The organism is Pantoea sp. YU22 (assembly GCF_003970755.1).
Taxonomy (GTDB): Bacteria; Pseudomonadota; Gammaproteobacteria; order Enterobacterales; family Enterobacteriaceae; genus Pantoea; species Pantoea piersonii.
On record NZ_RYDU01000003.1, the window covers coordinates 190,022 to 211,477 of the forward strand.

Consider the following 21,456-nt stretch of genomic DNA (forward strand, 5'->3'; position numbering starts at 1 on the left):
AAGGGCGCGAAATCGCGCCCTTAGCATGCTATAGCAGTGCGGCTTTACCACACATAGGTCAGCAGATCTTTTGATGCCGGTCCCATAAAGTCCACCGACATCATCACGCTCAACGCGGTGATAGCCACGATAGAGAAGACGAACAGCTTACGTGCCCAGACGCGATCGTTCGAGGTCTTGTAACCTGATAACGCCATTCCCAGCCACCACACGCTAACGGCCGCCGCGACCACCAGATATTTATAACCCGCATAACCGCCCAGCGACAGCATCAGCGTGGCGATCATAAACGCCAGAATGTAGAGCGTAATATGATTCTTCGCTACGGAGATGCCTTTCACTACCGGCAGAACCGGAATGTTCGCCGCCTGGTAATCTTTAAAGCGGAAGATGGCAATCGCATAGGAATGCGGCATCTGCCAGAGGCTAAAGATCGCCAGCAGGATCAGCGCGCCCGCATCAAACTCATTGGTGACGGCGCAGTAGCCGATCACCGGCGGCGCTGCGCCAGACAGGCTGCCAATCAGCGTCCCGTATACTGAGTGACGCTTCATGTAGAGGCTGTAAATACCGACGTAAACCACGAAGCCCATGACCGCCAGCCACATGGCCAGCGGATTGGCACCAAAGTAGAGCAACGCAAAGCCAGCAATACCTAGCGCGGTAGCATAAATCAGGCTTACTTTCGCGGAGATGAGGCCTTTTACCAGCACCCGATTCCTGGTTCTCTCCATCTTCACGTCAATATCGCGGTCGATCACGTTGTTGAAAACACAACCCGATGCGACAACCAGCGATACGCCGACCAGAGAGGCGAGAAACAGGGCGTAATCAATGCTGCCTTTCGAAGCCAGCAGAAATCCGCCAATCACAGAAATTAAATTCCCGAAAATAATTCCTGGTTTTGTTACTTGCAGGTATTGCTTAATCATTACGAGCGACTCTTTAGCGAACCATCATGTTGTAGTTGAGGTTCCACATAATCCACAGCGAGCCAACCACGACGATCAGGATAATGACCGCCGAGAAGACGATGGCCACCATGTTCCAGCCGCCTTCGGACTTGCTGTCGAGATGCAGGAAGTAAACCAGGTGAACCAGCACCTGCACCACTGCACAGACAAGCACTACGCCCAGAATGGTAGCGTGCGACGCGCTTCCATCCATTACCATCCAGAACGGGATTGCCGTCAGGATGATAGAGAGGATAAAGCCGATCATGTAGGACTTAACGCTACCGTGCGATGCACCATGTTCAGTTACAGAATGACTCATTACATGGCTCCCATCAGATAAACAACGGTAAACACGCAGATCCACACTACGTCCAGGAAGTGCCAGAACAGGCTCAGGCACATGATACGGGTACGGTTAGTTGCCGACAGACCGTTTTTCGCGATCTGGAACATCAGTACCGCCATCCAGATCAGGCCAGAGGTCACGTGCAGACCGTGGGTACCGACCAGCGTAAAGAAGCCGGACAGGAAGCCGCTACGGTTTGGACCAAAGCCCTCTTCGATCAGGTGATGGAACTCATAAAGCTCCATGCCGATAAAGCCAGCACCGAACAGGAAGGTCAACGCCAGCCAGCCGATAACGGCGCCTTTGTTTTCCTTGTTCATGGCGATAACCGCCATGCCGTAGGTAATGGAGCTCAACAGCAGAAGCGCTGTTTCAACCAGAACGAACGGGAGTTCGAAGATGTCTTTACCTGCCGGACCGCCGGCAGTGCTGTTGACCATTACTGCATAGGTCGCAAACAGCGTTGCGAAGATAATGCAGTCGCTCATCAGGTAGATCCAGAAGCCAAAGACTTTATTGGCTCCTGCATCGTGATGCCCATGCTCCGCATGGGCGTCGTGGTGGTGTTTTGTCAGAGTTTCAGTTGCCATTATTTGAGACTCGCTTTGCTGATATCGTCCAGGTGCTGCTTTTCGATCTTCTCAATCTCGGCAACCGGAACGTAGTAGTCCACGTCTTGATCGAAGCTTTTCACAATCCAGGTCACAATCATGCCCAGGAAGGTGAGGCCAGCCAGCCACCAGATATGCCAGATCATGGCAAAGCCGAACACCGTAGCGAATGCAGCGATAACGATAGCCGCGCCGCTGTTTTTCGGCATATGAATTTCTTCATAGTGAGCCGGTTGCTTGTGCGCTTCGCCTTTCTCTTTCATTTCCCAGAACGCATCGCGCTCATGGATATGCGGGATAGTGGCAAAGTTGTAGAACGGCGGCGGTGAAGAGGTTGCCCACTCCAGCGTACGTCCACCCCACGGGTCACCGGTCAGATCGCGGTTCTGGTCACGGTCACGGACCGAAACGTAGAACATGATCAGCTGGCAAAGGATACCGCACGCAATCAGCGCCACACCGACAGCCGCAACCACCAGCAGAGCGTGGAACTGCGGATCGATGTCCTGGCTCAGACGACGGGTCATACCCATGAAGCCCAGGATATACAGCGGCATAAAGGCGACGAAGAAGCCGATGATCCAGAACCAGAAAGCGCGTTTGCCCCAGGTTTCGTTCAGGGTAAAGCCGAAAGCTTTCGGGAACCAGTAGGTCACGCCAGCCATACAACCGAATACCACGCCGCCGATGATGACGTTATGGAAGTGCGCAATCAGGAACAGACTGTTGTGCAGCACGAAGTCCGCACCCGGCACCGCCAGCAGAACACCGGTCATACCACCTACAGAGAAGGTGACCAGGAAGCCAACGGTCCACAGCATGGCAGAGTGCATCACGATGCGACCCTGGTACATGGTGAACAGCCAGTTAAAGATTTTCACGCCGGTCGGAATCGCGATGATCATCGTCATGATGCCGAAGAAGGCGTTAACGTTCGCGCCCGCACCCATGGTGAAGAAGTGGTGCAGCCAAACGATAAACGACAGTACGGTAATGGCGATGGTCGCCCACACCAGCGAGGTGTAGCCGAACAGACGTTTTTTCGAGAAGGTCGCAGTGACTTCAGAGAAGACGCCAAACACCGGCAGAACCAGGATGTACACCTCCGGGTGACCCCAGACCCAGATCAGGTTGACGTACATCATCATGTTACCGCCCATATCATTGGTAAAGAAATGGAAGCCAAGGTAACGATCGAGCGTCAACAGCGCCAGGGTCACGGTCAGAACCGGGAACGCAGCGATGATCAGGACGTTGGTACACAGGGAAGCCCAGGTAAACACCGGCATTTTGAACAGGTCCATGCCCGGCGCACGCATCTTCAGAATGGTAACGAAGAAGTTGATACCGGTCAGCGTGGTCCCGATACCGGACAGCTGGAGACTCCAGATCCAGTAATCGACCCCGACGCCAGGACTGTACTCCGCGCCTGAAAGCGGCGGATAGGCCAGCCAGCCAGTCTGTGCAAACTCGCCCACACCCAGCGACAGGTTAACCAGGATCACACCGATCGCGGTAAACCAGAAGCTCAGGTTGTTCAGGAACGGGAAAGCAACGTCGCGCGCGCCGATTTGCAGCGGTACCGCGATGTTCATCAGACCAACAACGAAAGGCATCGCCACGAAGAAGATCATAATCACGCCGTGCGCGGTAAAGATCTGGTCGTAGTGGTGCGGCGGGAGTATGCCAGCTTCCCCAGCGGAAGCCATCACCTGTTGGGTACGCATCATAATCGCATCGGCAAAGCCGCGCAGCAGCATGACGAACGCCATGATGATGTACATGATACCCAGTTTTTTGTGGTCGACGGAGGTAAGCCATTCTGACCACAGATACTGCCATTTACCAAAGTAGGTTAGGGCAGCGATGACTGCCAGACCACCAATGATGATCCCGGCAACCGTGACCATGATAATTGGCTCATGGTACGGCACTGCATCCAGTGTTAATTTTCCGAACATCGTATTATTCCTCGGCTCCCGCGGAAGCGGTGTGACTCATGTCCATGCCTTCGTGCTGCGGCATGTCCATCTTCCCGTGGCTGGTCATGAACTTAGCAATGACTTGCTTGAATAGTTCAGGATTCGCTGAAGAGAAATATTCCACCGGATGATTTTCGCTTGGCACAGCCACTTTCTCGAAATCTTCCATCGTGGTCAGCGTGTTAGGCGCCGCTTTAACTTTGGCGACCCACTGCTGGAACTCCGCATCGTCCTTGGTTGCAATGGCTTTGAACTTCATACCAGAGAAACCTCGACCACTGAAGTTCGAGGAAATACCGTCAAACGTTCCTGGCTCGTTGGCGATCAGGTGCAGCTGAGTCTGCATGCCCGCCATGGCGTAGATCTGGCTGCCGAGCGTCGGAATGAAGAAAGAGTTCATGACGGAGTTGGAGGTAATTTTGAAGCTCACCGGCGTATTAGCCGGGAAAGCGATCTGGTTAACGGTAGCAATACCCTGTTGCGGGTAAATAAACAACCATTTCCAGTCCAGCGCCACTACCTGGATCTCAACCGGTTTAACGTCGGAGGCCAGCGGTTTGCTCGGCTCCAGCGCGTGAGTTGATTTCCATGTCAGCACGCCGAGGAAGAGAATGATCAGGATCGGAATGGTCCAGACCACGGCTTCCACTTTATTAGAGTGTGACCAGTTAGGGCTGTACTTCGCTTCAGTGTTGGATGCACGATATTTCCATGCAAACACCACCGCCATCAAGATTGCGGGAATAACGACGATCAACATCAAGCCGAAGGCTGTCAGAATCAACGAACGTTGCTCAAGTGCAATCTGTCCCTTGGGATTTAACAACGCATTATCGCAGCCACTCATTAACAAAGTGCCTGCAATTAATGACAAAATCCCCAAACTTTTATTGTATTTCCTGAGTCTCATTTAACGACCTCAATGACAAAGGGCTTATTGTCGTTTAAGTGTGCGCGCATTTTACGGGAAGGTTTATGCAGTGTAAACCAGCATAAGGATATGTCAGCAGCGTGTTGACACCTTTTGCTAAGGGTGTCACAGATGTTGCCTGGGGTGACAAATTATTAACTGCGACAAGCAGTTGGCACTAATTATAACAAAAACCGATGAAAGTATCCCTAAAGAAATCAGGGAAAGAATAAACCTTACTTTTGGTGCTCAATTCGTTAACAAATCTGCATCATTTGTGTGATGAAATTTATACAACATAATTACGCACCGGTTTTTAATATATTTGTTAAGCGAAGAATTTTAATCTTAATATTTCTTGGAAAATAACACGCGTTGGCAAAGTATAACTTTCCTTCTCGGCAGAGATCGTCTGTTTCAGTTTCACGCTGAAATAATACCCGTTGTTAATCAACGGGTGCGATCGCCGCTGCGTTTTTCCGCTGCGCGATATAATCAAGCGCCACCCCACTGCACACCGCCAGCACCAGCAACGCCATGCCCACTTCGAACAGGCCGGCATGCATGTTTTCCCTCTGCCACAGATTCAGCGCCTGAAACGCCAGCGCCACCAGCCAGAGCGCAATAAACGCGCATCCTGCGCAGAACAGACGCGTTGTCCAGCGGTAGCCAGCGGCAAAACGCGTGCGCGGTAAAAATTGCTCGCTACGTTGCGCGACATTCAGCGTGTCGCGACACAGCAGCAGCAGCAGCAGGCCCGGCAGCGCCGCCACGACGGTAAAGGCGTAAAAAACAGGCCATCCCCAGAGTTCGACCAGCCAGCCGGCTGCGGGACCGACATAAACGCGGCCTACCGCAGAGAGCGCCGAAAGCAGAGCGAACTGCGTCGCGGAGAACGATTTATTACACAGGGTCATCAGCAGGGCGACGAAAGCGGCCGTGCCCATGCCGCCGCACAGATTCTCTACAAAGACCGCGCTGGCCATACTCCATAAGTGATGGGGCGTAACCGCCAGCAGCCAGTAAGCGAAATTAGATACCGCCTGTAAGATGCCGAAAATCAGCAGGGCGCGGAACAGGCTCAGTCGCTGCATCAGCACGCCACCGTAAAGCGCGCCGATAATAGTCGCCAGCAGGCCGAGCGTTTTGTTTACCAGCCCCACGTCGCCAGCGTTGAAACCGACGCCGCGAATCAAAAAGGTGGTGGTCAGTGAGGCGGCGAAGGCGTCACCGAGCTTATAAAGAACGATTAAGGTGATCAGCAGCCAGGCGTTGTTGCGCTGGAAAAAATCCCGCAGCGGCAGCGATACCGCCTCACGCAGCGAGTGAGGCGTCGTGGCGCGCGTATCGGGCTCTTTCGCCATCAGCGTGGCGATAAGCGCGGGAATCATCAGCAATGCCATTAGCCAGTAAGTCGCCTGCCAGCCGAGATAGCGATCCGCCAGCCAGAGCGCGAGCCCGCCGGAGACCAGCATCGCCAGCCGGTAGCCCAGCACGGTGATCGCAGCGCCGCTGCCGCGCTCTTCCGGCGGCAGCACGTCCGTTTTCCATGCGTCGAAAACAATATCCTGCGAGGCGGAGCAGAAAGCGACCAGTACCGCCAGAGCGGCGAGCAGCGTCAGATCGCGTCCGGGCTGCATAAAACCCATGGCGACGATACCGGCGATCAGCGCCAGCTGCGTCACTATCAGCCAGCCGCGACGTCGTCCGAGAAACGGCGGCGTAAAGCGGTCCATCACCGGTGACCAGAGGAATTTAAATACGTACGCCTGGCCGACCAGCGAAAAAAAACCGATGGTCTTCAAATCGACATTTTCTACCGTCATCCACGCCTGCAGCGTGCCGGCGGTCAGCGCCAGCGGCAGGCCAGAAGCAAAGCCAAGCAGGAGTAAAACAGCGGCGTTTCGTTGGGTGAAGATGCGGAGGTAGTGATTCATTGTGACCCTGAAGCGATGCCCGGCAGCGTGCCGGGCATAGAGTACGGCGGATTAGTGCGCGTTTTGCTTGATAAAGTTGTTGATGCTGGTGTCTTGTGCCATATCGGAGATGACATCGCCCAGCGTCGAGTTCACTGCATTGGTGATCTTATCGTTGGTCGCGCTGAACGCGCCTTCTACGCTGTAAGTCTGGCGATAGTTTTTCACCTGTTTATTGCCGTTCTTCGCGGTGGCGATAATCGAAATATCCGCTTTGGTGGTGATGCTGTAGCGTACATTGCCCTGGGTAACGTCCGCATAAAGGTTATTCACCACAATTTGCAGATCGACAGCGCCATCTGGGCCGATCATATAGCCGCGCGCGGTCATCTGTTTCTCCAGCACTTCCTGCAACAGGAAGCGTAAATCGCGCGATGGGGTGAGGGTCACCAGCTGGCCGTCGCGATTCACTTTCGCCAGCGCCTGATCGCTGCGCTGGTCGGCACCGGTGATGCTGACAGTCACGCCCATCAGACTTGGATCCTGCTGTGGCAGCTCGATTTTAGGCTGAATGGTCAGCGTATTGCTGTTGCTGGCACAGCCGGCCAAAATGAACGCGGCCAGCAGGGGAAATAACAGTTTTTTCAACATACTTATTCTCGTTAATGTTGTGGGTTGGTTTGCAAAAACTGCGGCCATCATAGCATTGCGCGGCAGTGAAAAAAGCCCTCGAAAGAGGGAAATTAAGGGCAAGCGCCTTTTTTATATGCTCAGGAAAACTCACCGTTGACCGCCGCTCTCGCTGCGCTATCATGCCGGTCGGCTTAGAGGCTGGCAGAAATATTTTCACACATCTGTGCGGATGCGTCTGAAAACCTACTAATATTTAACCAGATGGGGCACAGCGCTCGCCATTGAGGAAAGAGACAATGATCCGCGAACAAATCGAAGAGAAGCTGCGCCTGGCTTTCCAGCCGGCACATCTGGAAGTGCATGACGAAAGCTATCGCCATAATGTGCCAGCGGGTTCGGAAAGCCATTTTAAGGTCGTTATCGTCAGCGATCTTTTTGCTGGCCAGCGCTTTCTCGCGCGCCACCGGGCTATTTATGGCGAGCTTGCCGCCGAACTGGCAGGCAGCGTACATGCGCTGGCGCTGCACACTTACACTTTAAAGGAATGGGAAGGGCTGCAGGATACCGTGCTCGCTTCGCCAAACTGCCGCGGCGCCGGCACGCTCGCCTGACATCTTCTCTGTTTGAAAAAACGGCCTGCGGGCCGTTTTTTTTCATTATTAAGCGATAAACGCGATCTCCGGCGCAAAAAAGCAGCAAAGCCGCTAAAAAGTGGTGAGTTTACAGCCTCGACTCACCAGGGCGATGCCGCTATAATGCTGCGTCTATTTTTCCGGAATGTCTTCGGGACGCTTCTGGTGACAGGGATCAGGTTCTCTTAATGGAAGCCGTCCCGGTTGTTGGATACGGCGCATTGCATAATGTGTGGTGTCTGAAGTTGACCGAGCACGCGATTTTTTGAGGTAACAAGATGACAGTTTCAGTAGAAACCACGCAGGGTCTGGGCCGTCGCATTACGATTACTGTCCCCGCTGACAGCATCGAAAGCGCAGTGAAGAAAGAACTGGTGGAAGTGGCGAAAAAAGTCCGTATCGATGGTTTCCGTAAAGGCAAAGTGCCGGCCAATATCATCGCACAGCGCTACGGCGCTTCTGTTCGTCAGGACGTGCTGGGCGAGCTGATGACGCGCAACTTCGTTGACGCCATCATCAAAGAAAAAATCAACCCGGCTGGCGCGCCGAACTACGTGCCGGGCGAGTATAAAGAAGGCGAAGACTTCACCTACGCGGTCGAGTTCGAAGTCTACCCGGAAGTTGAACTGCAGGGTCTGGACAGCATCGAAGTAGAAAAACCGCTGGTGGAAGTGACCGAAGCTGACGTCGACGCCATGCTGGACACGCTGCGCAAGCAGCAGGCTAACTGGAAAGAGAGCGATGCGGCGGCTACGGCTGAAGATCGCGCTACCATCGACTTCACCGGTTCAGTCGACGGCGAAGAGTTCGAAGGCGGCAAAGCCTCTGACTTCGTGCTGGCGATGGGCCAGGGTCGCATGATCCCGGGCTTCGAAGAGGGCATCGTTGGTCATAAAGCTGGCGAAACCTTCACTATTGACGTGAAATTCCCGGAAGACTACCACGCGGAAAACCTGAAAGGTAAAGACGCGAAGTTCGACATCGTGCTGAAGAAAGTTGAAACGCGCGAACTGCCAGAGCTGACCGAAGATTTCATCAAGCGTTTCGGCGTGGAAGATGGTTCGGTTGAAGGTCTGCGCGCGGAAGTGCGTAAGAACATGGACCGCGAGCTGAAAGGCGCTATCCGCAACCGCGTGAAGACGCAGGCGATCGACGGTCTGGTGAAAGCTAACGAAATCGACGTGCCGGCTGCGCTGATCGACAGCGAAATCGACGTGCTGCGTCGCCAGGCTGCGCAGCGTTTCGGCGGCAACGAGAAGCAAGCGCTGGAACTGCCGCGCGAGCTGTTCGAAGAGCAGGCGAAACGCCGCGTTATCGTTGGTCTGCTGCTGGGCGAAGTCATCCGCACCCACGAGCTGAAAGCTGACGAAGCGCGCGTTAACGCACTGATCGAAGAGATGGCTTCCGCTTACGAAGATCCGCAGGAAGTGATCGAGTTCTACAGCAAAAACAATGAGCTGATGAACAACATGCGCAACGTTGCGCTGGAAGAGCAGGCGGTTGAAGCCGTTCTGGAAAAAGCGAAAGTAACTGAGAAAGCGACCAGCTTCCAGGAACTGATGAATCAGACTACTGCTGCCTGATCGCTGATTTAACCAGAAGTGCTGAGCCCGCGGCTGTGAAGTCGCGGGCTTTTTTGTTTTTCCGGCACAATCTCCGCTCTTCGGCCGCTAGTCGCTTAATAAACCGGCAAATTATTCACGTTGCGCTTTTTCCAGGTTAGCGAATAGAGAAAAGGTTGTTATGCTTGAAACAGCAGGGCAGTATCCCCAGATTGAGGGAGTATGCAGAAGAGAGTTAGACTGGCTGATTAACCGTCCTTGAAGGTGTCGGAAACGAAGCTGAGCCGCGCAGAGCGGGCTCGCTTCAGAGAAAATCGGTACAGAATGTTGCCAATGAACTATATCCAGGAGACGGTAATGTCATACAGTGGCGATCGTGAATTTACTGCGCCGCGCAATGCGCTGGTGCCCATGGTGGTTGAACAGACTTCGCGCGGCGAGCGTTCCTACGACATCTATTCCCGCCTGCTGAAAGAGCGCGTCATCTTCCTGACCGGTCAGGTTGAAGATCACATGGCCAATCTGATCGTGGCGCAAATGCTGTTTCTGGAAGCGGAAAACCCAGAGAAAGATATCTATCTCTATATTAACTCCCCCGGCGGCGTCATTACCGCGGGCATGTCGATCTACGACACCATGAAGTTTATCAAGCCTGACGTCAGCACGATTTGTATGGGCCAGGCCTGCTCAATGGGCGCGTTCCTGCTGACCGCCGGCACGAAAGGCAAACGCTTCTGCCTGCCGAACTCGCGCGTGATGATCCACCAGCCGCTGGGCGGCTATCAGGGCCAGGCGACTGATATTGAGATTCATGCGAAAGAGATTCTGAAAGTGAAACAGCGCATGAACGAGCTGATGGCGGAGCACACCGGCAAGTCGCTGGAAGAAATTGAGCGCGATACCGAGCGCGACCGTTTCCTCTCGGCGAGTGAAGCGGTAGAGTATGGTTTAGTCGACTCCGTCCTGACACATCGCGAATAAGACTCATCTGCCCGTTTCCTTACGCTATAGTTACTGGGAAACGGGTTTGAGTTGAATGAATATTGGCCGTGTTCGCACGGCCTGCGCCGTACGCCAGTATGGCCTGAGAACAAGAAGAGGTTAACTGATGACAGATAAGCGCAAAGACGGTTCAGGGAAGTTGCTGTACTGCTCTTTTTGCGGCAAAAGCCAGCATGAAGTGCGTAAGCTGATTGCCGGGCCGTCAGTGTATATCTGCGACGAATGTGTCGATCTGTGCAATGACATCATTCGCGAAGAGATTAAAGAAGTTGCCCCGCATCGCGAACGTAGCGCGCTGCCTACGCCGCACGAAATCCGCCATCACCTCGATGATTATGTTATCGGCCAGGAAAAGGCGAAAAAAGTGCTGGCGGTTGCGGTGTACAACCACTACAAACGCCTGCGCAACGGCGATACCAGCAACGGTATTGAGCTGGGCAAAAGCAACATTCTGCTGATTGGTCCTACCGGTAGCGGTAAAACATTGCTGGCGGAGACGCTGGCGCGCCTGCTGGATGTGCCTTTCACCATGGCCGACGCCACAACGCTGACCGAAGCGGGCTATGTAGGCGAAGACGTGGAGAATATCATCCAGAAGCTGCTGCAGAAGTGCGACTACGACGTGCAGAAAGCGCAGCGCGGCATCGTGTATATCGATGAGATCGATAAAATCTCGCGTAAATCGGACAATCCGTCCATTACGCGCGACGTCTCCGGTGAAGGCGTGCAGCAGGCGCTGCTGAAGCTGATCGAAGGCACCGTGGCAGCGGTTCCGCCGCAGGGCGGCCGTAAGCATCCGCAGCAGGAGTTTTTACAGGTTGATACCTCGAAAATTCTGTTTATCTGCGGCGGCGCATTCGCTGGCCTGGACAAAGTGATTTCCCAGCGCGTAGAAACCGGCTCCGGCATTGGCTTTGGCGCAACGGTGAAAGGCAAGTCGCAAAAAGCGACCGAAGGCGAGCTGCTCTCTCAGGTAGAGCCTGAAGATTTGATCAAATTCGGCCTGATCCCGGAGTTTATCGGCCGTCTGCCGGTGGTCGCGACGCTCAACGAGCTGAGCGAAGAAGCGCTGATCCAGATCCTGCGCGAACCGAAGAACGCCCTGACCAAACAGTACCAGGCGTTGTTCAACCTGGAAGGCGTCGAGCTGGAGTTCCGCGACGAAGCGCTGACCGCCATCGCTAAAAAAGCGATGTCGCGTAAGACCGGCGCGCGTGGCCTGCGCTCTATCGTCGAAGGCGCGCTGCTGGAAACCATGTATGACCTGCCTTCTATGGAAGACGTGGAGAAAGTGGTGATTGACGAGTCGGTGATCGAAGGTCAGTCAGAGCCAATGCTGATCTACGGTAAGCATGAAGCTCAGGCTTCTGGCGAATAATTCGCCACCGCAAGGGCATTGATATTATTAAAAAAGGGGAAAATTCTTTCCCCTTTTGTTTTTCTCGCTCTCATGACGTTGAATGTCGAACGATCATCCCCATATACTCATAATCCTGTGGGTTTAACTGCACATTCCCTGCATTATGCGGTGCCCATCACCTGGCGGACACTAACTAAGAGAGAGCTCTATGAATCCTGAGCGTTCTGAACGCATTGAAATCCCCGTGTTGCCATTGCGCGACGTGGTGGTTTATCCGCACATGGTAATTCCGTTGTTTGTTGGTCGGGAAAAATCGATTCGTTGCCTCGAAGCGGCGATGGATCATGACAAGAAGATCATGCTGGTTGCCCAGAAAGAGGCGTCAACGGATGAACCTGGCATTAACGATCTCTTCTCTGTAGGGACCGTAGCCTCTGTATTGCAGATGCTGAAACTCCCTGACGGCACCGTCAAAGTTTTAGTAGAAGGCCTGCAGCGCGCGCATATCACTACCCTGGCGGATAATGGTGACCATTTTACCGCGCAGGCGGAATACCTGATCTCGCCGGAAATCGAAGAGCGCGAACAGGAAGTGCTGGTACGTACGGCGATCAATCAGTTTGAAGGCTATATCAAGCTGAACAAGAAGATCCCGCCGGAAGTGCTGACCTCGCTGAACAATATCGACGATGCGGCGCGTCTGGCCGACACCGTTGCTGCGCATATGCCGCTGAAATTAGCCGATAAGCAGTCAGTGCTGGAGATGTCAGACGTGAACGAACGTCTGGAATATCTGATGGCGATGATGGAGTCGGAAATCGATCTGCTGCAGGTTGAGAAACGCATTCGCAACCGCGTTAAAAAGCAGATGGAGAAGAGCCAGCGCGAATATTATCTGAATGAGCAGATGAAGGCGATTCAGAAAGAGCTGGGCGAAATGGACGACGTGCCGGATGAGTACGAAGCCCTGAAGCGCAAAATCGACGCGGCGAAAATGCCGGCCGAAGCGCGTGAAAAAGCCGAAGCCGAGCTGCAGAAATTAAAAATGATGTCGCCGATGTCCGCCGAAGCGACGGTGGTACGCGGCTATATCGACTGGATGGTTCAGGTACCCTGGAACGCGCGCAGCAAGGTCAAGAAAGACCTGCGCAAAGCCCAGGAGACACTGGACACCGACCACTACGGTCTGGAGCGTGTTAAAGACCGCATCCTTGAATATCTCGCCGTACAGAGCCGCGTCAGCAAAATCAAAGGCCCGATCCTCTGTCTGGTGGGACCGCCGGGCGTGGGTAAAACCTCGCTGGGTCAGTCTATCGCTAAGGCGACCGGCCGTAAGTATGTGCGTATGGCGCTGGGCGGCGTGCGTGACGAAGCGGAAATTCGCGGGCACCGTCGGACTTATATCGGCTCTATGCCGGGCAAACTGATCCAGAAAATGGCGAAGGTCGGCGTGAAGAACCCGCTGTTCCTGCTGGATGAGATCGACAAAATGTCATCCGACATGCGCGGCGATCCCGCTTCCGCACTGCTGGAAGTGCTCGATCCCGAGCAGAACATCGCCTTTAACGATCACTACCTCGAAGTGGATTACGATCTCTCCGACGTGATGTTCGTCGCGACCTCTAACTCCATGAACATTCCGGCACCGCTGCTGGATCGTATGGAGGTGATCCGCCTCTCTGGCTATACCGAGGATGAGAAACTCAATATCGCTAAGCAGCATCTGTTGCCGAAGCAGATTGAGCGTAACGCCCTGAAAGAGAACGAAATCACGGTCGAAGACAGCGCGATCATCGGCATTATCCGCTACTACACCCGCGAAGCGGGCGTGCGTAGCCTGGAGCGCGAACTGTCGAAGCTGTGCCGTAAAGCGGTAAAAGCGCTGCTGCTGAATAAAGAGCAGAAGCACATTACCATCAACGGCGACAACCTGAAGGATTACCTGGGCGTTCAGCGTTTCGACTATGGCCGCGCCGACAGCGAAAACCGCGTTGGTCAGGTGACCGGCCTGGCCTGGACGGAAGTGGGCGGCGATCTGCTGACCATCGAAACCGCCTGCGTGCCGGGTAAAGGCAAGCTGACCTATACCGGCTCGCTCGGCGAAGTCATGCAGGAGTCGATTCAGGCGGCGCTGACCGTGGTGCGTGCGCGCGCTGAGAAGCTGGGCATCAACGGCGATTTCTACGAGAAGCGCGACATCCACGTTCACGTGCCGGAAGGCGCGACGCCGAAGGATGGCCCGAGCGCCGGTATCGCGATGTGTACCGCACTGGTTTCCTGTCTGACCGGCAACCCGGTGCGTTCCGACGTGGCAATGACCGGCGAGATCACGCTGCGCGGTCAGGTGCTGCCGATCGGCGGGCTGAAAGAGAAGCTGCTGGCGGCCCATCGCGGCGGCATTAAAGTGGTGCTGATCCCGGACGATAATAAACGCGATCTGGAAGAAATTCCGGCTAACGTTATTGCCGATCTGGAGATCCATCCGGTGAAGCGTATCGAAGAAGTATTAGGTCTTGCGCTGGAAAACGCCCCTTACGGCATGCAGGTTGCTACCGCAAAATAGTGATTAGCGACATAAAGCATTAAAAAGCGAAGCTGGCAGGCCAATGAGCGCTTGCCAGCTTTTTTTAGTGCCGTTAATTTAGGGGGCTGCGGAAACAGCGATTAAGATGAATTCCGTTGTTTCGGCTCAACAGGCTTGATATAACGTGCTGCGCATTCGTATCCGGCAGGACGCGCGGATGTGAAGTGAAATAATAAAAGAGGGGATGAAGAGAGTGAATAAGTCACAGTTGATCGACAAAATTGCTGCAGACGCTGACATTTCTAAAGCAGCAGCGGGACGTGTTTTGGAAGCATTCACCAGTTCTGTTTCCGACGCGCTGAAAGGCGGCGACGAAGTGGCTCTGGTAGGCTTTGGCACTTTCTCCGTACGCGAACGTGCCGCACGTACCGGCCGTAACCCGCAAACCGGCAAAGAGATCACCATTGCCGCAGGCAAAGTGCCGGGCTTCCGCGCCGGTAAAGCGCTGAAAGACGCTGTCAACGCATGACAACGCACCCGTCCGCAGAAGCATTTTCTTCCGTGGACTAGAGGACGGTTCATGCGTTCTCATGTAACATACGGGCACATCAAATTTGATGTGCCTTTTTTATTCGGATCCGGGGATAAATCGCTGTAAGACTTGTCTCTACAGGAGTAAAGCTGCCAGGCTAAACGGCAGTTGCGTAACGGCCTTTATCCGACAGGCGTTGCGCCCGAGATTTACATCCACACTACAGCGGAGCGTTGTCATACCATGATGGACAATTTACGCGCGGCGTCGAATCATGTCGTGCTCAAGGTTATTTTGGGGTTGATTATTCTCTCCTTCGTGCTGACCGGCGTTGGCAACTACCTTATCGGCGGCGGCAGCGATTACGCCGCTAAAGTCAACGGACAGGAAATCAGCCGCGCGCAGTTAGATCAGGCGTTCAACAGCGAGCGCAGCCGCCAGCAGCAAATGCTGGGCGATCAGTTCTCTCAGCTTGCTGGCAACGACGGTTTCATGCAGCAGATGCGTCAGCAGGCGCTGTCGCAGCTGGTAGACCAGGCGCTGCTCGATCAGTACATCAACGATCTCCATATTAATATCAGCGACGATCAGGTGAAGCAGGCGATCTTCGCGCAGCAGGCGTTTCAGACCAACGGCAAATTCGATAACGCCAAATATAACGGCCTGCTCAGCAGCATGGGCTTTACCGCCGATCGCTATGCGGAAGCGCTGCGCAAGCAGCTGGCGACCCAGCAGCTGATCAATGCCGTCGCGAATACTGACTTTATGCTGAAAAATGAAACCAGCAAGCTGGTCGACCTGGTATCGCAGAAGCGCGATATTCGTCAGGCGACAATCGACGTCAATGCGCTGGCGACAAAGCAAACCGCGACCGACGACGAAGTTTCGCAGTACTACCAGCAGCATAAAAACAACTTTATGGCGCCGGAGCAGTTTCGCGTCAGCTATATCAAAATGGATGCCGCCAGCATGCAGACGAACGTCAGCGATGCGGACATTCAGAGCTGGTACGATCAACATAAAGCGGACTACACCCAGCCGCAGCGCAATCGCTACAGCGTCATCCAGACCAAAACCGAAGCGGACGCCAGCGCCGTGCTGGAACAGCTGAAGGGCGGCGCGGACTTTGCCGCGCTGGCGAAAAGCAAATCGATCGATCCTATCTCCGCGCGCAAAGGCGGCGATATGGGCTGGCTGGAGCCTGCCACGACGCCGGATGAGCTGAAAAATGCCGGTCTGACGCAAAAAGGGCAGCTTTCCGGCGTGATTAAATCGTCGGTCGGCTTCCTGGTGGTGCGCCTGGACGATATCCAGCCGGAGCAGATCAAGCCGCTGGCTGAGGTGCGCGACGCCGTGGCCAGTAAAGCGAAACAGGAGAAAGCGGTCGACGCCTTCTACCAGCAACAGCAGAAGGTGAGCGAAGCGGCGAGCAACGACAATGAGTCTCTTGCTGGCGCTGCGCAGGCTTCAGGTCTGAAAGTGGTTGAAACCGGCTGGTTCAGCCACGACAGCGTGCCGCAGGAGCTGAACTTCGACGCGGTGAAAAACGCCGTGTTTAACGGCGGCCTGCTCGGCCAGAATGGCGCGCCCGGCAATAACTCCGACGTTATTACCGTGGATGGCGATCGTGCATTCGTGCTGCGCATTAGCGAGCACAAGCCTGAGGCGATCAAACCGCTGGAAGAGGTCAAAGCGCAAATCGCCGACACGCTGAAGCATGATAAAGCCGAACAGCAGGCGAAAGCCCAGGCGGATAAGCTGCTGGCCGATCTCAAGGCGGGCAAGCAGGACGCGCTGAGCGCGGCCGGGCTGACGCTGAGCGCCAGCAAAACCGTCGATCGCAACAGTCAGGATCCGGTAGCGCAGACCGCCTTTAATCTGCCGCAGCCCGTTGACGGTAAAACCTCATGGGGCGTCAGCGAAGATATGCAGGGCAATGTCGTGCTGGTGGCGCTGGATAAGGTCAGCAGCGGCACGCTGCCGCAGGAGCAGGTCGACGAAATGGTCAGGGGCGTAACGCAGAACAACGCGCAGCTGGCATTCGAAGCGCTGCTCGCTAACCTGCGTAAAGAGGCCAAAATCAAATATGGCGCCGCTGCGCAAATGCAGTAACGCTCGCAAAAATTTGTTTTGCAGTGAAAATTAAAAAGGCCGCTTGCGCGGCCTTTTCCATAGGTAGATTTTGCCTTTTGCGGCTTCCCCGCCTCTCTGTCACGCTCTCCCTGCTGTTAAACACAAGGAGAAACAGAGCATGTCTAAATCAACGTTGTCAGCACTTTACTTAACCTTAGCGCTTGGCGGCGCCCTTTATCATCCCGGCCTGGCGGCGGCGGAAACCGCAACCGAAACGCCGGTGGCGCAGGCGGCCGGACCGCAGATCGAGCAAATCAGCATTAACGACGCGACAGCCGAACAGCTGTCGGCGGCGATGAACGGCGTGGGGCTGAAAAAGGCGCAGGCGATCGTCAGCTACCGCGAGCAGTACGGCCCCTTTACCGCTATTGAACAGTTAAAAGAGGTGCCGGGCATTGGCAATGCGCTGATCGAACGGAACGCTGAACGGCTGAAACTGTGAGCTGAGGCGCAACCCTGACGCTTTTGCCGCACTGCAAAAGGAGTTTTGCTACGCTAAAGAGGTCATACCAGTTTAGCCCTTTTGCGACAGGAGATGTCAGGCATGCAGACCACTATTAAAGTTCGCGGCTACCACCTTGATGTGTATCAGCACGTCAACAACGCGCGCTATCTGGAGTTTCTCGAAGAGGCGCGCTGGCAGTGGCTCGAGGAGGCCGGCGCGTTTAACTGGCTGCAAGAGCAGCAGCTGGCGTTCGTAGTCGTGAACATTAATATCAACTACCGTCGCCCAGCCGTGCTGGGCGACGTTCTGGCTATTCACAGTGAAATCACGCAGCTGAACGGCAAAAGCGGCATTATCACCCAGCGCGTGACGCTGGAGGGCAGCGAGACTCTGGTGGCAGATGCGGCGCTTACCTTTGTCTGCATCGATCTGCGCACGCAGAAAGCGGTAGCGCTGGAGAGCGAGCTGCGCGCGCGGCTGGAGGCTTTCTCAGCCTGATTAACCGTGCGGCGCGCAGACTCAGGCTAAACCGCTTTTGCTTTTCATTGCCGCCATCACGCCGTCGCGGTCGGCGAGATAGTCGTTCAGACCGCGAGCGCGCAAATGGCAGGCGGCGCATTCGCCGCAACCGTCGCCCTTAACGCCGTTATAGCAGGTCAGCGTCTCTTCACGGACCAGCGTCAGGCTTTGCCAGTAATCAGCCAGCGCCCAGGTCTCGGCTTTGTTAAGCCACATCAGTGGGGTCTCGAAACGCACCTCGCGCGCCATGCCCAGCGCGACCGCATGGTTCAGCGCTTTGACAAACTCATCGCGGCAGTCGGGATAGCCGGAGAAATCGGTTTCGCATACGCCGGTAATGACAGCTTCCGCCTCTACCTGATACGCATAAACCGAGGCGAGCGTCAGGAACAGAATATTGCGTCCCGGCACAAAGGTGCTTGGCAGGCCGCTGGCGGCGGGATCGTAAGAGGGGACCGGAATATTATCGCGGGTCAGGCTGCTCACCGCCAGCTCGTTCAGCAGAGTGACGTCGAGCACTTTATGGGCGCGCGCGCCCAGCTTCAGTGCCAGCGCGCGGGCAACGTCGATCTCTTCGCGATGACGCTGACCATAGTCGAACGTGACGCAGTGCACTTCATCATACTGCTGCAACGCCTGAATCAGGCAGGTAGTGGAGTCTTGTCCACCGCTAAACACGACTACGGCTCGTTTCATTATAATATTGTCCTGGTCGAAAATTTTGCGCCTATGGTAATAACTCTCCGGGCCGCTGAACAGCCTGAAACGATACTTCACATCGCCAGCGGCGGGGGAACCCAGGCGCGGCTGAAATCGAACCATCCGAGCGTATTAAGCTGAATGCCCTCTACGCCAGGCGGCGCGAAGATTTGATAGCGGTAGTTGAACAGCGGCAGCAACAGACCGTCGCACATCAGACGATGGTAAAGCTGGTGCAGCGCGTCGCTGCGCGCATCGCCGTCGGCCAGCTGCTGTATCGACAAGAGTTCCTGACGAAGGCGGCTGCTGGTGGCTGCGGGCCACAGCCGGTCGAGTTCCAGCCAGCTCGCCAGGGTAAAGATCGGCGCGTCGCCAATCAGCCGATCGCCCATAACCAGATCGGCCTGCTCCAGATCCTCAAAGCGTCGCCAGCTTTTGACGTTGTGAAAGATAATAGTCAGCTCACAGCCTTCCGCCAGCAACAGCTGACGCAGCGCCTGCGCCATCTCATGCAGCTCCACCGGCAGCTGGTAGTGCAGGGTCAGACGCGGCGGCAGATCCGGCGCTTCATCTTCAACAGGCGGCACCGGCCAGCCCGGCAGCAGCTCTTTGCTTGGCGTAATCAGTCCCTCTTCCAGCGGCAGCTGCGCAACGATGCCGCTTTGCTGCAGCAGACGGAACAGACGACGCGCCTGTGCCGGGCTGAAGCCTGCGCGCGGACGACAGGCAAGATAACAAAAGCCCAGGCTAATGCTGCGGCTGACCGGACGCAGCGATGCCAGATCCGCCGCGTCGCCAATAGCGATCTGCACCGGATGACGACAGCTGGTGCCTAGCGCGCGATCGAACAGCGTCGGCGTAATCCAGTATTCCACCGCCTGCATCAGCGGCAACTGCAGGTGCCAGCGCGCGTGGCTCTCAATACGCACCAGCTCCGGCGTAAAGTGCGCCAGCTTCCAGGGGCCGCTGCCAAGGCGCGGCTGCTGCGGATGCGGTAGCAGGCAGAGCTGATGCGCCAGCCGGTAGGGCAGCCAGTAATCGCTGCTGCTCAGCTGAAAACGCAGCGCCAGCGGGTGCGGCGCGTCTACGCTTTCAACGTCCGCCAACAGACGCCGCGCGCGCTCGTCCTGCAGGATGCGCTGAAACTGCTCGACCAGCTGCGCGGCCTGGAGTGGCTCGTCGTTATGCCAGAACAGCCGAGGACGCAGCCAGAAGAGCCAGACGCGGCCCTCATCGGCGTGCTGCCAGTGATGGGCCAGATCGCCTACCGGCTCATCCGCTTCAAAACGCGTCACGCCGGAAAAGAGCTGGCGCGCCAGATGCTGCTCGGCGCGTCCGCTGATTTGCAGCGGCGCGACCGATTCCAGCGGGCGGTAGTAGGGAATGCGCAGCACCGGCGCGTCGTTTTGCCACTGACCACCCATCAGCGGACGCAGCAGGTTCATCAGCCGCTCCGGCGCCATATCCAGCACCTGCAGCGCTTCTGCGGCGTTGCCCGCCTGCAATTGCGTCTGCAACAGCTGCTGGCGCAGCTGCTCCGGCGTGCGCAGAAAGGTCAGTAAGCCAAGCTTGCCGCGCCCTGATTCGCCCTGCCAGCGCAGCCAGCCTGCATGCTGCCACTGCGACAGCAGGGTGCGCAGATGACGATCGCTACAAAAGCAGCGGCTGGCCATCTCGGCCACGCAGGTTTGCTGGGGCGAGCCCTGGCTGTGCTGCCACAGGCGCTGGAACTGGTTGAGGCGATTAAGCTGGCGCATAAGAAACCCGGAACAGTTTTCGCAAAGTATTCACTATTAGTTCCGGGATTGCCAGGCGATAGTCTCTTCTGACTTATTAACGGGAGAGAGCCATGGCGCGACTAGCCGCATTCGATATGGACGGCACGCTGCTGCTGCCCAGCCACCAGCTGGGTCAGCAGACGCTCGCCAGTCTGCTGGCGCTACATCAGCGTGACGTGCATCTGGCGTTCGCCACCGGACGACATCTGCTGGAAATGCAGATCCTGCGCCAGCGCATCACGCTACCCGCATGGCTGATTACCGGCAACGGCACGCGCGTTCACGATCTGGAGGGTAACGTGCTGTTTGCCAGCGATCTCTCGCCGTCAGTGGCGGAAGAGGTGCTCCACAGCCGCTGGAAGAGCGCTGCGACGGTACACGTTTTTAATGATGAGGGCTGGTTTACCGACGTGCCTGTGCCGGAGCTGCTGCAGGCGCACTCCATGAGCGGCTTTAGCTATCAGCTGCGCGACCTGAAAAGCTTTCCCGCCCATGAAGTCACCAAGATTTGCTTCGTCGATAATCACGATGCGCTTTGCCAGCTGAAAACGCAGCTGGATGCGGCGTTCGGCGACCGTGCGCATATCTGTTTTTCGGCGCTGGATTGTCTGGAGGTCTTGCCGCTCAACTGCAACAAAGGCAGTGCGCTGGCGATGTTATGCCAGCATCTCTCGCTGACGCTGGCGGAGTGCATGGCCTTCGGCGACGCCATGAACGACCGCGAAATGCTGTCGCTGGTAGGCAAAGGTTTTGTTATGGGTAACGCCATGAGTCAGCTCAAGTCCGCGCTGCCCCATTTGCCGGTTATCGGCCATTGCGAGACACAGGCGGTGTCTCACTATTTAAATCACTGGATGGCCACGCCGCACCTCGCGTATTCCCCCGAATGCTGAGGATTACAGTGAAGCGGACAGGA

At 55.7% G+C, this 21,456-nt stretch carries 19 protein-coding genes; 10 read left to right on the forward strand and 9 right to left on the reverse strand.

Annotated elements, in window-relative coordinates:
- Positions 1 to 44 precede the first annotated feature (44 nt).
- The 7 genes from cyoE to EKL29_RS07580 all read right to left on the reverse strand — a co-directional run bounded on the left by cyoE (position 45) and on the right by EKL29_RS07580 (position 7,372).
- Positions 45 to 932 (reverse strand): heme o synthase, encoded by an 888-nt coding sequence (gene cyoE / locus EKL29_RS07550; protein ID WP_120451280.1) that lies wholly within the window; start codon positions 930 to 932, stop codon positions 45 to 47.
- Positions 933 to 945: 13 nt separating this feature from the next.
- On the reverse strand, positions 946 to 1,275 hold the full coding sequence (locus EKL29_RS07555) for a cytochrome o ubiquinol oxidase subunit IV (protein WP_120451281.1): 330 nt from the start codon (positions 1,273 to 1,275) through the stop codon (positions 946 to 948).
- On the reverse strand, positions 1,275 to 1,892 hold the full coding sequence (locus EKL29_RS07560; RefSeq protein ID WP_120451282.1) for a cytochrome o ubiquinol oxidase subunit III: 618 nt from the start codon (positions 1,890 to 1,892) through the stop codon (positions 1,275 to 1,277). The genes EKL29_RS07555 and EKL29_RS07560 overlap by 1 nt, the downstream gene beginning before the upstream one ends.
- Complete coding sequence (gene cyoB, locus EKL29_RS07565; RefSeq protein ID WP_120451283.1) at positions 1,892 to 3,874, reverse strand: cytochrome o ubiquinol oxidase subunit I; 1,983 nt, start codon at positions 3,872 to 3,874, stop codon at positions 1,892 to 1,894. The genes EKL29_RS07560 and cyoB overlap by 1 nt, the downstream gene beginning before the upstream one ends.
- 4 nt (positions 3,875 to 3,878) lie before the next feature.
- Positions 3,879 to 4,805: a cytochrome o ubiquinol oxidase subunit II gene (gene cyoA / locus EKL29_RS07570; protein ID WP_120451284.1), complete on the reverse strand. Its 927-nt coding sequence runs from the start codon at positions 4,803 to 4,805 to the stop codon at positions 3,879 to 3,881.
- 446 nt (positions 4,806 to 5,251) lie between these two features.
- Positions 5,252 to 6,742: a muropeptide MFS transporter AmpG gene (gene ampG, locus EKL29_RS07575; protein WP_126689260.1), complete on the reverse strand. Its 1,491-nt coding sequence runs from the start codon at positions 6,740 to 6,742 to the stop codon at positions 5,252 to 5,254.
- A gap of 51 nt (positions 6,743 to 6,793) precedes the next feature.
- Entirely contained in the window at positions 6,794 to 7,372 is a 579-nt protein-coding gene (locus EKL29_RS07580) for a lipoprotein (protein ID WP_120451286.1), read from the reverse strand.
- Between the two features lie 278 nt (positions 7,373 to 7,650).
- On the opposite strand from EKL29_RS07580, the gene bolA reads away from it, so the two are divergent.
- The 9 genes from bolA (at position 7,651) to EKL29_RS07625 (ending at position 18,042) form a co-directional block, all read left to right on the forward strand.
- Entirely contained in the window at positions 7,651 to 7,965 is a 315-nt protein-coding gene (gene bolA, locus EKL29_RS07585) for a transcriptional regulator BolA (protein WP_120451287.1), read from the forward strand.
- 299 nt (positions 7,966 to 8,264) lie between these two features.
- Positions 8,265 to 9,569, forward strand: coding sequence for a trigger factor (gene tig / locus EKL29_RS07590; protein WP_120451288.1), 1,305 nt, complete (start codon positions 8,265 to 8,267; stop codon positions 9,567 to 9,569).
- Positions 9,570 to 9,905: 336 nt separating this feature from the next.
- Positions 9,906 to 10,529 (forward strand): ATP-dependent Clp endopeptidase proteolytic subunit ClpP, encoded by a 624-nt coding sequence (gene clpP, locus EKL29_RS07595; RefSeq protein ID WP_033752709.1) that lies wholly within the window; start codon positions 9,906 to 9,908, stop codon positions 10,527 to 10,529.
- Positions 10,530 to 10,656: 127 nt separating this feature from the next.
- Positions 10,657 to 11,928, forward strand: coding sequence for an ATP-dependent protease ATP-binding subunit ClpX (gene clpX, locus EKL29_RS07600; protein ID WP_120451289.1), 1,272 nt, complete (start codon positions 10,657 to 10,659; stop codon positions 11,926 to 11,928).
- A 190-nt stretch (positions 11,929 to 12,118) separates the two neighbouring features.
- The gene (lon, locus tag EKL29_RS07605) at positions 12,119 to 14,473 is read left to right on the forward strand and encodes an endopeptidase La (RefSeq protein WP_120451290.1); all 2,355 of its coding nucleotides are present in this window, start codon (positions 12,119 to 12,121) and stop codon (positions 14,471 to 14,473) included.
- A gap of 214 nt (positions 14,474 to 14,687) precedes the next feature.
- Positions 14,688 to 14,963 (forward strand): nucleoid-associated protein HU-beta, encoded by a 276-nt coding sequence (hupB, locus tag EKL29_RS07610; protein WP_120451291.1) that lies wholly within the window; start codon positions 14,688 to 14,690, stop codon positions 14,961 to 14,963.
- 246 nt (positions 14,964 to 15,209) lie between these two features.
- Positions 15,210 to 17,078 (forward strand): peptidylprolyl isomerase, encoded by a 1,869-nt coding sequence (gene ppiD / locus EKL29_RS07615; RefSeq protein ID WP_120451292.1) that lies wholly within the window; start codon positions 15,210 to 15,212, stop codon positions 17,076 to 17,078.
- 139 nt (positions 17,079 to 17,217) lie between these two features.
- Positions 17,218 to 17,541, forward strand: a complete 324-nt coding sequence (locus EKL29_RS07620) for a helix-hairpin-helix domain-containing protein (protein WP_126689261.1) — start codon at positions 17,218 to 17,220, stop codon at positions 17,539 to 17,541.
- Positions 17,542 to 17,643: 102 nt separating this feature from the next.
- Complete coding sequence (locus tag EKL29_RS07625) at positions 17,644 to 18,042, forward strand: YbgC/FadM family acyl-CoA thioesterase (protein WP_120451294.1); 399 nt, start codon at positions 17,644 to 17,646, stop codon at positions 18,040 to 18,042.
- Positions 18,043 to 18,063: 21 nt separating this feature from the next.
- Here EKL29_RS07625 and queC read toward each other — a convergent pair whose 3' ends face one another.
- Both queC and EKL29_RS07635 read right to left on the reverse strand, forming a co-directional pair.
- Positions 18,064 to 18,759, reverse strand: a complete 696-nt coding sequence (gene queC, locus EKL29_RS07630; protein ID WP_120451295.1) for a 7-cyano-7-deazaguanine synthase QueC — start codon at positions 18,757 to 18,759, stop codon at positions 18,064 to 18,066.
- 77 nt (positions 18,760 to 18,836) lie between these two features.
- Positions 18,837 to 20,519 carry an SgrR family transcriptional regulator gene (locus tag EKL29_RS07635; protein WP_126689262.1) on the reverse strand — a complete coding sequence of 561 codons (1,683 nt, stop codon included), beginning with the start codon at positions 20,517 to 20,519 and terminating at the stop codon, positions 18,837 to 18,839.
- Between the two features lie 92 nt (positions 20,520 to 20,611).
- Between EKL29_RS07635 and cof the strand changes: the two genes are divergently transcribed.
- Positions 20,612 to 21,433 carry an HMP-PP phosphatase gene (cof, locus tag EKL29_RS07640; RefSeq protein WP_126689263.1) on the forward strand — a complete coding sequence of 274 codons (822 nt, stop codon included), beginning with the start codon at positions 20,612 to 20,614 and terminating at the stop codon, positions 21,431 to 21,433.
- Positions 21,434 to 21,456 lie beyond the last annotated feature (23 nt).